Here is a 12,897-nt window from a genome sequence, read left to right on the forward strand (position 1 = left end):
AGGGCACAAGCCCCCTTGCCACATAAGCTCCACCTCGCCGCACGAGCCGCCGGTGTCAGGACAGGAAGCCGCCATCGACGTTCAGCGACACACCGGTGGTGTAGGTCGAGGCGTCGCTGGCCAGGTAGAGCACGGCGCCGGCCATTTCGCTTGGGTCGGCCACGCGCTTGAGTGGGATCTGTGCCAGGGCCATGTTGAGGATCGATTCGTTCTTGACCAGTGCCGAGGCAAATTTGGTGTCGGTCAGGCCCGGCAGCAGGGCATTGCAGCGAATACCGAACTGCGCACATTCCTTGGCGAAGACCTTGGTCATATTGATCACGGCGGCCTTGGTCACCGAGTAGATACCCTGGAAATGCCCGGGGGAAATGCCGTTGATCGAGGCCACGTTGATGATGCTGCCACCCCCGTTTTCACGCATCAGCTTGCCGGCTTCCACCGACATGAAGAAATAACCACGGATGTTCACGTCGACGGTTTTCTGGAAGGCGCCCAGGTCGGTGTCCAGTACGTTGCAGAACTGCGGGTTGGTCGCGGCATTGTTGACCAGGATGTCCAAGCGCCCGAATTGCTCGCGGATGCCGGCAAACACCTGGGTGATCTGCTCCATCTCACCGATGTGGCAGGCAATGGCCGTAGCCTTGCCACCGGCGGCGATGATCGCGTCGGCCACGTGTTGGCAGCCATCGATCTTGCGGCTCGACACAATCACATGGGCGCCTTGCTGGGCCAGCAACTTGGCAATGGCCTCACCGATGCCACGGCTGGCGCCGGAGACAAAAGCAATCTTGCCGTCGAGGTCGAACAGGTGGGTCTTGGACATGGTGGTTCCTTGTCGGTCAAAGCGTGGATTTGTGGATGACGTTCAGGCTCATCTGCTCCAGCAGCTTGTTCATCTGGATGAACTGCGCAAAGCGTTTGTCCTGGGTCTGGCCATGGAAGAAGCGGTAGTAGATCTGCTGCACGATGCCGGCCAGGCGAAACAGGCCGTAGGTGTAGTAGAAGTCGAAATTGTCGATCTGGATGCCGGCGCGCTCGGCGTAATAATCGACAAACTGGCGGCGGGTGAGCATGCCGGGCGCGTTGCTCGGCTGGCGGCGCATCAGTTGCACGGGCGCAGGGTCGGCGGCTTCGATCCAATAGGCGAGGCTGTTGCCCAGGTCCATCAGCGGATCACCGAGGGTGGTCAGTTCCCAGTCCAGCACGCCGATGATCTGCATCGGGTTGTTGGGGTCGAGGATCACGTTGTCGAAGCGATAGTCGTTGTGCACGATGCTGGAGGTCGGATGATCAGCCGGCATCTTGTCGTTGAGCCAGGCGCGCACGGCTTCCCATTTCGGGGCGTCGGGGGTCAGGGCTTTTTCGTAGCGATCGCTCCACCCGCTGATCTGGCGTGCCACATAACCTTCGGGTTTGCCCAGGTCGGCCAGGCCGCAGGCGTGATAGTCGACTTGGTGCAGTTCGACGAACTTGTCGATGAAGCTTTTGCACAGGGCTTCGGTGCGCCCGGCGTCCAGACCCAGCTCCGGCGGCAGGTCCGAGCGCAGGATGATGCCCTTGACCCGCTCCATCACATAGAACTCGGCGCCGATCACCGATTCGTCGGTGCAGTGCAGGTAGGCCTTGGGGCAGTAGGGGAAACCGTCCTTGAGTTGGTTCAGGATGCGGAATTCGCGGCCCATGTCATGGGCGGACTTGGCCTTGTGGCCAAAGGGCGGGCGACGCAGGACGAACTCCTGATCAGGGTACTCAAGCAGGTAGGTCAGGTTGGAGGCGCCCCCCGGAAACTGGCTGACTTTTGCGCTGCCGGTCAGGCCTGGGATATGGGCCTTGAGGTAGGGGTCGATGAGGCTGGCATCCAGTTCTTCGCCAGGGCGAATCTGGGTGGATTGGTCATTGAGCGCCATGCTTATCCCTTCTGCTTATTCTTGAGGCCTTGGACTATTGGCTAATCTAATGCGCACAGCCGACCCGCCACAAGGCTGGCACGGCTTAATAGGTTAGCGTGTTGGATGATAATCAGCGTGCCTGATCGGTCACTTTTCGGGCGCCGGCAAGGCGACTGGCGTGAGTACCGGGCGCCCGGCGAAGTACTCCACCAGATTGTCCGCCACCCGTTGCACGGTGTCATGGGCCGCTTCCGGCGACAGCCCGGCCACATGCGGGGTGAGGACTGTGTTGTTGAGGCGCTTGAGGCCGTCCGGCACGTTGGGCTCGTCATCGAACACATCCAGCGCCGCGCCGCCGATGCGTCGTTGTTCCAGGGCGTTGATGAGGTCGGCGGTGACAATCACGCTGCCGCGGGCAATGTTCACCAAAAAACCGTGGGGCCCGAGGGCGTCCAGCGCTTGGCGGTCGATCAAGTGACGGGTGCCCGGCCCGCCGGGCGTGGCAATCACCAGGAAGTCCGAGTTGCGCGCCAGTTCTACCGGTGTGGCGCAGTAGGTGTAGTCCACATCGCTGCGGGGCTGGCGGCTGTGGTAACTGATCTGCATGTCAAAACCCAGCGCCGCGCGCTGGGCGATCGCCATGCCGACCGCGCCCAGGCCCAGGATCCCCAGTTGCTTGCCCGAAAGGGACGGGCGCATGACCTTCGGCCATTCACTGCGCCGTACCGCTGCGTCGGCGCGAGGGATGTCACGTACCATTGACAGCAGCAGCGCCATGGTGTGGTCCGCCACCGAAGGGGCGTTCACGCCGGCACCGTTGGTGACGACGATGCCCCGGTTGCTCGCAGCCTGCAGGTCGACCTGCTCATAGCCAGCGCCGATCACGCAAATGATTTCCAGCAGCGGCAGGACGGCGATTTCCTCGGCATGCAACCCCAAAGGGCCACGGGTCAGCACAGCCTTGATCTGCGTGCCATGGGCCTTGATGGCCTGGGCGCGTTCGGCGGGCGTCGGCGCGAGGATCACATGAAAGTCATTGCTCTCGATGATGTGCAGGTATTCGTTGATGGTTTCAACCAGGACCAGAACAGTGGCGGACATGGGGCAGCTCTTGTTGTGGGGTTTGAGACCGGGATTATGCGGCATTTTTTAAGTACGAAATGCCAGCGGGTGGAAGATCTTTATTTGATGGGAGCTCTTGAGATGGGGGATGACAGCGCCTGAAGACGCTGTGCATCGATTCCGGTGCTACTGGGCTTGCCTCACCTTGTTCTGTTCCGCCTGGGCGATGGCCTTGAAATCATAGGTAGGGAAAAACTCGGTCCGGTAGGGGCCCCATGCGGTGTTTTCCAATGCCAGGTTGACCGCCGACAGGCGAGAGGCGGGCAGGCGCAGGACGATGACTTGTCCGATACCCATGGTGATGTTCCAACTGACGACCTCTACCCCCTCCGGTGGGAAGACTTTATAGAACTCCTGCTTGGCGAGTTGCGCTCTTAGTTCGCTTAATGGTCGCGATTGATCATGCTTTAGAAATACCGTCAGCATGATTGCATTGTCTTTTGTAGCGGCAGGTGCGCTTGCGGCCGGGGTGGCTGTGGGTTGTGCATTGGCGCAGCCGATAAGTAGAGCGCAAACCCCTACTGTGGATATTAAGAGTGACTTGAGTTGGGTTTTCATAAATGGGGTCTTTTTGTTGTTTTCGGAAGTTGTTGGAAAGTGCATTCAATGGGTGAAGAGTGTTCAGTGGGATGTGGTGGTTTTTATGGGGCCTTTGTAAGGCGCGTGAACCACATAGATGCGGACTTTCTCGTTGCTCTCGACCATGTCGCGCGGCACCTCCCGCGAATAGGTGAACTCTTCGTTATTCAGGGCCTCGAGTCGCCTGACCACTGTTCTGGTCGGGCCTTTGTCAGGGATCAGGATATGAGTCTTTTTGTCGCCCGTAACAAGGAAGTACCCGCCACCGCCATTATCATATTTTGACAACCCGGTGTCGGCGTAGAAGAACTCGTAGCGATTGCGCTCGGGGTCCCACATGGATATGCCTACTACGCCTGGGTACTTGTCCTTGACGTCAACCTGGGGGGTGCCTTCTATATAAACTTTGGTGGTCAGCCACTGAGGGGACGAAGCGAATGCGCGGATATCGGCGTTTGTCGGTTGCGCTTGGCTGGCGAGTGGGGTGAGCAGGGTCACAAGAAAAAGCCCGGTAAATATACAATTGTATTTTTTCATTGAATTATTCCTGTATGGAGTTGAGGGTGCTGCCGGCGATGCACTGCTTGGAAGCAGTAGTGGAGGAATATAGGTCTGCTGAGAATGTCTATCAATACTTAAGTATATGTTTGTAACAAATTCAGCGATGTTAAAAAGTTGATGTTTGGTTTGTTGCTTAGTTGTGTGTAGGAGATCTCCTAAAATTAAGTTGTCGTTTCCTGGGATTTGGCTTTTTAATATGACTTATGTTTAAGCCGGGAAGTGCGCCGCGGGCTGACGCGCCGCGACGTCACTTGATGAGACTCAGCCTATTCTTGGAAAGGGAATCAGGGAGTTGCGTGGTTTGTGCGCCTGAAACTCGGCCCCATTGAAGCTGAAGGTGTTGGGGGCAGTTTGTGGGTGCTCGGGCTTGGGCTGTTGGTCGGGTTGGTGTAATGCGACGAATTGGCTGATGGTGTCCGTCAGCAGGCCAGCATCGAAGAAGAAGTTCTGATTGATTGAAGCAATTGAAGTCATTTTGAGTTCTCCAATTAAGAGGGAAGGTTGTGGACGTGACACGCCTTTTATAGCGCTCAGCGTTGTGTGGCGGTGCTGGTGCATCGCGTTCCCGAAAGAACAAACCGAGACATACAAATACGCATCGGTAGCAGTCTTCAGGCGGGCTGCATATGGGGGCGGGAGGGGCCGCATCTGAGGCTGAAGTTGACGGCGCGATTTTTTTGCAGGCTCTGCATTCGTCAGCTAAGTCTTTGCTTATGCAGGCGAATCCCGGACAATCGCGCCCCTGTTACGGTCGTGGCGCTGCCTGTCAGGTTTTTCTGACTCGTCGCGATCGTATGAAAGCGGAGAACCGAGCGGATGAATGATCAGGCCAATAGCGTCGATGAACGCTACGCAACGACACCTGTAACCCTCACGGGCTGGAGCCGCCAGGACACGACCTGGATGCTTGGCCTGTTCGGCACGGCGATTGGCGCCGGTACTTTGTTTCTACCCATCAACGCTGGCCTGGGCGGCTTCTGGCCGTTGCTGATCCTCGCGCTGCTGGCGTTCCCGATGACTTATTACGCGCACCGTGGCCTGACGCGCTTTGTATTGTCGGGCCGTGCAGGCTCGGATATCACCGAGGTGGTTGAAGAACACTTCGGCATCAAGGCCGGGGCGTTGATCACCTTGCTGTACTTCTTCGCGATCTTCCCGATCCTGCTGATCTACAGCGTGGCGTTGACCAATACGGTTGGCAGCTTCATGTCGCACCAACTGCACATTGAGCCGCCGCCACGGGCGCTGTTGTCGTTTGTGTTGATCCTGGGCCTGCTGGGCGTGGTGCGTTGCGGCGAACAGGTGATCGTCAAGGCCATGAGCCTGATGGTGTATCCGTTTATTGTCGCCTTGCTGTTTCTGGCGGTGTACCTGGTGCCGCACTGGAACGGCGGCATCCTCAGCACCGCCAGCACTGTGCCGGCACCGTCGGCGCTGCTGCATACGATGTGGCTGGCGATTCCGGTGATGGTGTTCTCGTTCAACCACTCGCCGATCATCTCGGCCTTCGCCGTTGACCAGAAACGCCAGTACGGCGCCCACGCCGAAGAGCGCAGCTCGCAGATCCTGTCCCGCGCCCACCTGTTGATGGTGGCGATGGTGATGTTCTTCGTATTCAGCTGCGTGCTGACCTTGTCGCCAGGCCAACTGGCCGAAGCCAAGGCGCAGAACCTGTCGATCCTGTCCTACCTGGCCAACCACTTCGATAACCCGACCATCGCCTTTGCGGCGCCATTGATTGCGTTCGTGGCAATTGCCAAGTCGTTCCTGGGCCACTACATCGGTGCCAGCGAAGGCCTCAAGGGCCTGATCGTCAAGAGCGGCCGCCGCCCGGGTGCCAAGGCCCTGGACCGCATGACTGCGGGCTTCATGCTGGTGGTGTGCTGGATCGTGGCCACCCTGAACCCAAGCATCCTGGGAATGATCGAGGCCCTGGGTGGGCCGATCATCGCCTCGATCCTGTTCCTGATGCCGATGTACGCGATTCGCAAGGTACCAGCCATGGCCAAATACCGTGGGCAGGCGTCCAATGTGTTTGTTACGGCGGTAGGTCTGGTGGCGATCACAGCGGTGGTTTACTCGCTGTTGGCCTAAGGCCCAAGGCGGTACAGCGCTAAAAGGTGGTTTTGTGTGGGAGCGGGCTTGCCCGCGATAGCGCTGGGTCAGCTAGACGTATAGGTGATTGACCCACCGCTATCGCAGGCAAGCCAGCTCCCACATTCGTTTTGTGGCATGTCCAAAATTCCCTGCCTCGCCGCGATCCCCTGTGGGAGCGGGCTTGCCCGCGATAGCGGTGGGTCAGCTAGACGCATAGGTGACTGACCCACCGCTATCGCAGGCAAGCCAGCTCCCACATTCGTTTTGTGGCATGTCCAAAATTCCCTGCCTCGCCGAGACCCCCTGTGGGAGCGGGCTTGCCCGCGATGAGGCCACAACAGCCCCACATTTCTCCAGGCATAAAAAAACGCCGCGTACCTTGCGATACGCGGCGTTTTTTGTGTCAGCAGACCTTAGGCTTGAACCACCGGAATGTTGGCACTTGCAGCGATTTTACGGAACTCGGCGATCTGGTCGAAGTTCAGGTAGCGGTAGACATCACTGGCCATGGTGTCCAGTTTGGCCGCGTAGCCCATGTACTCTTCGACGGTCGGCAGGCGACCCAGCGTGGAAGCGACTGCCGCCAGCTCAGCCGAGGCCAGGTAGACGTTCGCGCCATCACCCAGACGGTTCGGGAAGTTACGGGTCGAAGTCGACACTACGGTGGAGTTCGGCTCTACACGTGCCTGGTTACCCATGCACAGCGAGCAGCCTGGCATTTCCATGCGCGCGCCAGCCTTGCCGTAGATGCCGTAGTAGCCTTCTTCGGTCAGTTGGTGAGCGTCCATCTTGGTCGGCGGCGACAGCCACAGACGGGTTGGCAGCTGGCCCTTGACCTGCTCCAGCAACTTGCCGGCAGCGCGGAAGTGACCGATGTTGGTCATGCACGAACCGATGAACACTTCGTCGATCTTCTCGCCAGCAACGCTGGACAGCAGACGGGCGTCATCCGGGTCGTTCGGCGCGCAGAGGATTGGCTCGTTGATTTCGGCCAGGTCGATCTCGATGACTTCGGCGTATTCGGCGTCGGCATCGGCTTCCATCAGCTCAGGGTTGGCAACCCAGGCTTCCATCGCTTGGGCACGACGTTCCAGGGTACGCGCATCACCGTAGCCTTCACCGATCATCCAGCGCAGCAGGGTGATGTTGGAGTTCAGGTACTCGGTGACGGAGTCTTTCGACAGCTTGATGGTGCAACCGGCAGCCGAACGTTCGGCCGAGGCGTCGGACAGCTCGAAAGCCTGCTCCAGCGTCAGGTCGTTCAGGCCTTCGATTTCCAGGATGCGACCAGAGAAGGCGTTTTTCTTGCCTTTTTTCTCAACGGTCAGCAGGCCGGACTGGATCGCGTAGTAAGGAATGGCATGAACCAGGTCACGCAGGGTGATGCCAGGTTTCATTTTGCCTTTGAAGCGCACCAGGATCGATTCCGGCATGTCCAGTGGCATTACGCCAGTGGCTGCGGCGAACGCGACCAGGCCAGAACCGGCCGGGAACGAGATGCCCATCGGGAAACGGGTGTGGGAGTCACCACCGGTACCTACGGTGTCCGGCAGCAGCATGCGGTTCAGCCAGCTGTGGATGATGCCGTCGCCTGGACGCAGCGATACACCGCCACGGGTCATGATGAAGTCAGGCAGGGTGTGGTGGGTGGTCACGTCGATCGGCTTTGGATAGGCCGCGGTGTGGCAGAAGGACTGCATCACCAGATCAGTGGAGAAGCCCAGGCACGCCAGGTCTTTGAGTTCGTCACGGGTCATAGGACCGGTGGTGTCCTGGGAACCGACGGTGGTCATCTTCGGTTCGCAGTACGTACCTGGACGAACGCCTTTGCCTTCTGGCAGGCCACAGGCCTTGCCGACCATCTTCTGGGCCAGGGTGAAACCCTTGCCAGTGTCGACAGGTGCTTCAGGCAGCTTGAACAGGTCGGTAGGGCCCAGGCCCAGCTCGGCGCGGGCCTTGTCGGTCAGGCCACGGCCGATGATCAGTGGGATACGGCCGCCGGCACGTACTTCGTCCAACAGGACCGGGGTCTTCATTTCGAAGGTGGTCAGGACTTCATCGGTGCCGTGTTTGCAGACTTTGCCAGCATGCGGGTACAGGTCGATCACGTCGCCCATGTGCATGTTGGTAACGTCGAATTCGATTGGCAGTGCGCCAGCATCTTCCATGGTGTTGTAGAAGATTGGAGCGATCTTGCTACCGAAGCAGAAGCCGCCAGCGCGCTTGTTAGGCACGTAGGGAACGTCGTCGCCGAAGAACCACAGTACCGAGTTGGTTGCCGACTTACGGGACGAACCGGTACCGACTACGTCACCGACGTAGGCGATCGGGAAGCCCTGGCCGCGCATTTCTTCGATCTGCTTCATCGGGCCGGTCTTGCCTTGCTCGTCCGGCACGATGCCTTCACGGGCCATTTTCAGCATGGCCAGGGCGTGCAGCGGGATGTCAGGACGGGACCAGGCATCGGGAGCAGGGGACAGGTCGTCGGTGTTGGTTTCGCCGGTAACCTTGAATACACGCAGGCTGATCTTGTCGGCCAGGGTCGGGCGGTTCTTGAACCACTCGCCGTCGGCCCAGGACTGGATCACTTCCTTGGCGTGCTGGTTGCCGTTCTTGGCTTTTTCCGCGACGTCGTGGAAAGCATCGAACATCAGCAGGGTGTGCTTGAGCTGGGCAGCTGCAACGGCGGCCAGTTCGGCGTCGTCCAACAGCTCGACCAGCGTCACGATGTTGTAGCCGCCTTGCATGGTGCCGAGCAGTTCAACAGCGCGCTTTTTGTCGATCAGGGGAGAAGAAACTTCGCCCTTGGCCAGGGCAGACAGGAAACCGGCCTTGACGTAGGCAGCTTCGTCAACGCCTGGTGGAATGCGGTTGGTGATCAGGTCAACGAGGAACTCTTCTTCGCCAGCCGGGGGATTTTTCAGCAGCTCGACCAGGCCTGCGGTTTGTTCGGCGTTTAGCGGCTGGGGAACGATACCCAGGGCTGCACGCTCTTCGATATGTTTGCGGTAGGCTTCAAGCACAGTTATTACCCTCATCAGTGGTCCCACGGGACGCTCATCCAGACATGCACGGCACGCATGCGCTCGAGGGCTTTTTGGGCCGTAGAGCCAGCGCTGCCGGCATTTCTCACAGAAGCTGCTTTCAAAGTTTTACGCCTGCAGAACGGAGCTGATGAGGGTTGGTGCTGGTTATTTAAAGGTTAAACAACCAGCGCCAACACCGTTCTGAAGGAACGACTGTGCTCGTGACGCTTTGAAAACAGCTTCCAACGGATTATTTGGCGCCTTACAAGGCCGGATGATTCTACGGCAAAAATTTTCTAAAGGTAAGTTGCCGCAGCAAGTTTGCAGGGTGATGAACCTTAGACAAAGGGCTAACATGGGCCACTGTTTCGCTGATTTGTGCGCTGCCACCCATGTCCAACCAAACCATCAAGACCCCTTGCATCGGCCTGTGCTCCACGGTTTACGGCGATCTCGTGTGCCGGGGCTGCAAGCGTTTCCACCACGAAGTGATCCAGTGGAACGGCTACGGCGAGGAAGAAAAACGTGCCGTGTGGCTGCGGCTTGAGCAACTGCTGGTGCAGGTGATGGCGGGCAAACTGGAGGTTTTCGATCCCAAACAGCTACGTTGGCAGTTGGAGCAGCGCAAAATCCGCTTTGTGCCGCACCAATCCGAATACTGCTGGGCCTACCAGTTGATCGCCCGGGGGGCGCGGGTGATCAACAATCTGGAAGCCTATGGGATGGTGCTGATGCCGGAGTTTCGCGACTGGAACCTGCCAGAACTGCGCGATGCCATTGATCGGGAATTTTTTATCCTGTCCGAGGCACATTACCAGCGCTACATCGCCCCTGGGTTCCTCAAGGATGCACTTTCTGGCTGACGATACCGATCAAAATGTGGGAGCGGGCTTGCCCGCGATGGCGCCCGTTCAGGCAGAGATGTATCAACTGACTGCCATCGCAGGCAAGCCAGCTCCCACATTTGATTTGTGGTGCGACCAAAATACTCTGCCCGACAAAGATCCCCTGTGGGAGCGGGCTTGCCCGCGATGGCGCCCGTTCAGGCAGAGATGTATCAACTGACCCACCGCCATCGCAGCGGTGCGGCGATCCGACAAGCCAGCCCCTACAATTGATTTTCATTGGCCGCGGGATGGGTATCAGCGCTTGTTGGCCGGTTTATCCAGGTGATCGATGATGCTCTGGGGGTTGAGTACCAGCACATCGCTCTCCAGCGCATCCAGCACCACTTCCGCCGTGTTGCCGATCAGCGCCCCGGAAATCCCGGTACGCGCCACGGTGCCAATGATTGTGACCGCCGCGCGCAATTTATGGGCGGCATGGGGAATCAGTACATCGGCCGGGCCTTCTTCGATATGCATGTGGCTGTCGTCGATGTCGAATTTGGCCTGGAACGCCTTGCACTGCTCGCGATAGCGGGCTTCGATGGTTTCTTTGAGTTGGAACACCGGATCAGCGGCCGACAGCATGGGCGACGGATGGGCGCTGATCACATGCAATTGGCCCTTGGCCAGGCTGGCAATGTCAAAACCATGACCGACAATGGCGGCGTGCAGGGCGTTATGCTCGTTGTCTTGGTTGCCCACGTCGACGGCCGCCAGGATCACCCCGTCGGTCCACGGGGTCGCGGTCTTGACCAGCAGCACTGCCGCCGGGCACAAGCGCAGCAGCTTCCAGTCATCCGGCGTCAGCAGGGCCCTTTTCAACGGGCTGTCGGGGTAGTGCTGCTTGATCACCAGTGCGCACCCTTCGGCTTGCTGAACGGCGATGATGGTTTCGTGCCGATTGTTGTTCCAGGCCTGCTCGGTGCTGACGCTGTAGCCGTCTGCCAACAGTTGTTCCTTCAGCAGGCTCAACAATGCCGAATGCTCATGTTTTTTATCGCATACCAGCAAATGCAGGTGTGCGCCGGTCGTCTTGGCGACCAGCTTGGCGCGCTTGAGGGCCAGGCTCTCCGAGTGTTCGGGCTCGATGATCACGAGGATTCTGCCAATATCGTTCATGAGCGGGATCTCCAAGGGTGGAAAGGACAGGGCGTGGAACAACTATAGTTGTTGCCCGCCGTACGGCATGTTGATGCACATCAAGGCCCGTGACTGGTGGTCTGCAGCGGGGTCGGTATAATCGGCGGCCTTTTGTGATCCTTTGCCCGTGAGCCCGATGAACCTGCCCGAAATCCATGAATTCCTCGGTTGCCGCACCCCCGATGCCTGGGTCCAGGCCGCACTGGCCGACCAGGAAACCCTGCTGATCGACCACAAGAACTGCGAGTTCAAGGCCGCCAGCACCGCCCTGAGCCTGATTGCCAAGTACCACTCCCATGTCGACCTGATCAACATGATGTCGCGCCTGGCCCGCGAAGAACTGGTGCACCATGAGCAAGTCATGCGCCTGATGAAAAAGCGCAAGATCGAGCTGCGCCAGTTGCATGCCAGCCGCTATGCCTCGGGTCTACGCAAGGTGGTGCGCAGTCACGAACCGGTCAAGCTGGTGGACACCCTGGTGGTGGGCGCTTTTATCGAAGCGCGCAGTTGCGAGCGTTTCGAAGCACTGGTGCCACATTTGGACGAAGAACTCGGCAAGTTCTACTTTGGCTTGCTGAAAAGCGAGGCGCGGCATTTCCAGGGTTATCTGAAGCTGGCTTATCAGTATGGTGATGCCAAGGACGTTGCCCAGGTGATCGAGCGGGTCCGCGCCGCCGAGCAGGAGTTGATCGAATCGCCGGACGTCGAGTTCCGTTTCCACAGCGGCGTACCGGCCTGATCGTGAAAGACTGCGGGCTATTTGTAAAAAACTCTTAAAAACATGAAGTTTGCGTCGAAGCCCCGCAGTAAGGGGCTTTGCATGCGCTTGTGGAGTGCGGTTGCCCACTATAATGCGCGCACTTCAATCGGCGCGCGCAGTGGAAACTTATGGAAAACTTGGGTCTGGGCAAGGTCTTGCTCGTTGAGGACGATGAGAAGCTGGCAGGGCTGATCGAGCATTTCCTGGCACAGCATGGCTTTGACGTGCGCGTGGTGCACCGGGGCGATGAAGCCTTGGCGGCGTTCCTGGCCTTCAAGCCGAGGATCGTCGTGCTCGACCTGATGCTGCCGGGCCAGAGCGGCCTGCATGTGTGCCGCGAGATCCGCAATGTGTCCGACACACCCATCGTGATCCTCACCGCCAAGGAGGATGACCTGGACCATATCCTCGGCCTGGAATCCGGCGCCGATGACTACGTGATCAAACCGATCAAGCCGCCGGTACTGCTGGCACGCCTCCGCGCCTTGCAGCGCCGTCATCTGCCGGAGCCGACGGTGCGCGGCTCGCTGGCGTTCGGCCAACTGGCGATTGACCGCAGTTGCCGGGGCGTGAGCCTGGGTGATGAGAAGATCGACCTGACCACCATGGAGTTCGAGCTGCTGTGGTTGCTGGCCAGCAGTGCGGGGAAGATCCTCTCGCGCGACGATATCCTTAACCGTATGCGCGGGATTGCCTTTGATGGGCTCAACCGCAGTGTCGATGTGTATATCAGCAAGCTGCGCAGCAAACTCAACGACAACCCCCGAGAACCCGTGTGCATCAAGACCATCTGGGGCAAGGGCTATTTGTTCAATCCGTTTGCCTGGGAGGTCTAG

General features: G+C 58.9%; 12 protein-coding genes. 4 read left to right on the forward strand and 8 right to left on the reverse strand.

The window, feature by feature from the left end; genetic code table 11:
• Positions 1-55: 55 nt before the first annotated feature.
• The 6 genes from GDV60_RS11505 to GDV60_RS11530 all read right to left on the reverse strand — a co-directional run bounded on the left by GDV60_RS11505 (position 56) and on the right by GDV60_RS11530 (position 4,625).
• Complete coding sequence (locus GDV60_RS11505; RefSeq protein WP_104912158.1) at positions 56-823, reverse strand: SDR family oxidoreductase; 768 nt, start codon at positions 821-823, stop codon at positions 56-58.
• 16 nt (positions 824-839) lie between these two features.
• Positions 840-1,907, reverse strand: coding sequence for a phosphotransferase family protein (locus GDV60_RS11510; protein ID WP_029294820.1), 1,068 nt, complete (start codon positions 1,905-1,907; stop codon positions 840-842).
• A 129-nt stretch (positions 1,908-2,036) separates the two neighbouring features.
• A complete protein-coding gene (locus GDV60_RS11515; RefSeq protein WP_159907237.1) occupies positions 2,037-2,990 on the reverse strand; it encodes a 2-hydroxyacid dehydrogenase in 954 nt (317 codons plus the stop codon).
• Between the two features lie 147 nt (positions 2,991-3,137).
• Positions 3,138-3,569, reverse strand: a complete 432-nt coding sequence (locus GDV60_RS11520; protein WP_159907239.1) for a hypothetical protein — start codon at positions 3,567-3,569, stop codon at positions 3,138-3,140.
• A 63-nt stretch (positions 3,570-3,632) separates the two neighbouring features.
• On the reverse strand, positions 3,633-4,127 hold the full coding sequence (locus tag GDV60_RS11525) for a DUF4822 domain-containing protein (protein ID WP_133714506.1): 495 nt from the start codon (positions 4,125-4,127) through the stop codon (positions 3,633-3,635).
• Between the two features lie 285 nt (positions 4,128-4,412).
• The gene (locus GDV60_RS11530; RefSeq protein ID WP_159907241.1) at positions 4,413-4,625 is read right to left on the reverse strand and encodes a hypothetical protein; all 213 of its coding nucleotides are present in this window, start codon (positions 4,623-4,625) and stop codon (positions 4,413-4,415) included.
• Between the two features lie 342 nt (positions 4,626-4,967).
• Between GDV60_RS11530 and GDV60_RS11535 the strand changes: the two genes are divergently transcribed.
• Positions 4,968-6,245 (forward strand): HAAAP family serine/threonine permease, encoded by a 1,278-nt coding sequence (locus GDV60_RS11535; RefSeq protein ID WP_029294830.1) that lies wholly within the window; start codon positions 4,968-4,970, stop codon positions 6,243-6,245.
• A 416-nt stretch (positions 6,246-6,661) separates the two neighbouring features.
• Here the strand turns inward: GDV60_RS11535 and acnB are convergent, their stop codons facing one another.
• Complete coding sequence (acnB, locus tag GDV60_RS11540) at positions 6,662-9,271, reverse strand: bifunctional aconitate hydratase 2/2-methylisocitrate dehydratase (RefSeq protein WP_029294832.1); 2,610 nt, start codon at positions 9,269-9,271, stop codon at positions 6,662-6,664.
• Positions 9,272-9,666: 395 nt separating this feature from the next.
• Here acnB and GDV60_RS11545 point away from each other — a divergent pair, with 395 nt between their 5' ends.
• Positions 9,667-10,137, forward strand: a complete 471-nt coding sequence (locus tag GDV60_RS11545; protein WP_029294834.1) for a DUF1289 domain-containing protein — start codon at positions 9,667-9,669, stop codon at positions 10,135-10,137.
• Between the two features lie 279 nt (positions 10,138-10,416).
• Here GDV60_RS11545 and GDV60_RS11550 read toward each other — a convergent pair whose 3' ends face one another.
• Positions 10,417-11,280 carry a universal stress protein gene (locus tag GDV60_RS11550; protein ID WP_133714504.1) on the reverse strand — a complete coding sequence of 288 codons (864 nt, stop codon included), beginning with the start codon at positions 11,278-11,280 and terminating at the stop codon, positions 10,417-10,419.
• A 157-nt stretch (positions 11,281-11,437) separates the two neighbouring features.
• Between GDV60_RS11550 and GDV60_RS11555 the strand changes: the two genes are divergently transcribed.
• A complete protein-coding gene (locus GDV60_RS11555) occupies positions 11,438-12,040 on the forward strand; it encodes a tRNA-(ms[2]io[6]A)-hydroxylase (protein WP_029294839.1) in 603 nt (200 codons plus the stop codon).
• A gap of 149 nt (positions 12,041-12,189) precedes the next feature.
• Positions 12,190-12,897 (forward strand): winged helix-turn-helix domain-containing protein, encoded by a 708-nt coding sequence (locus GDV60_RS11560; protein ID WP_159907243.1) that lies wholly within the window; start codon positions 12,190-12,192, stop codon positions 12,895-12,897.

Origin of the sequence: Pseudomonas sp. DTU12.1 (assembly GCF_009873475.1) — a bacterium.
GTDB classification, from domain to species: Bacteria; Pseudomonadota; Gammaproteobacteria; order Pseudomonadales; family Pseudomonadaceae; genus Aquipseudomonas; species Aquipseudomonas proteolytica.

Coding starts and splice junctions, on each gene's coding strand:
- GDV60_RS11505 (WP_104912158.1), bottom strand. CDS start 823: ATGTCCAAGACCCACCTGTTCGACCTCGACGGCAAGATTGCTTTTGTC.
- GDV60_RS11510 (WP_029294820.1), bottom strand. CDS start 1,907: ATGGCGCTCAATGACCAATCCACCCAGATTCGCCCTGGCGAAGAACTG.
- GDV60_RS11515 (WP_159907237.1), bottom strand. CDS start 2,990: ATGTCCGCCACTGTTCTGGTCCTGGTTGAAACCATCAACGAATACCTG.
- GDV60_RS11520 (WP_159907239.1), bottom strand. CDS start 3,569: ATGAAAACCCAACTCAAGTCACTCTTAATATCCACAGTAGGGGTTTGC.
- GDV60_RS11525 (WP_133714506.1), bottom strand. CDS start 4,127: ATGAAAAAATACAATTGTATATTTACCGGGCTTTTTCTTGTGACCCTG.
- GDV60_RS11530 (WP_159907241.1), bottom strand. CDS start 4,625: ATGACTTCAATTGCTTCAATCAATCAGAACTTCTTCTTCGATGCTGGC.
- GDV60_RS11535 (WP_029294830.1), top strand. CDS start 4,968: ATGAATGATCAGGCCAATAGCGTCGATGAACGCTACGCAACGACACCT.
- GDV60_RS11545 (WP_029294834.1), top strand. CDS start 9,667: ATGTCCAACCAAACCATCAAGACCCCTTGCATCGGCCTGTGCTCCACG.
- GDV60_RS11550 (WP_133714504.1), bottom strand. CDS start 11,280: ATGAACGATATTGGCAGAATCCTCGTGATCATCGAGCCCGAACACTCG.
- GDV60_RS11555 (WP_029294839.1), top strand. CDS start 11,438: ATGAACCTGCCCGAAATCCATGAATTCCTCGGTTGCCGCACCCCCGAT.
- GDV60_RS11560 (WP_159907243.1), top strand. CDS start 12,190: ATGGAAAACTTGGGTCTGGGCAAGGTCTTGCTCGTTGAGGACGATGAG.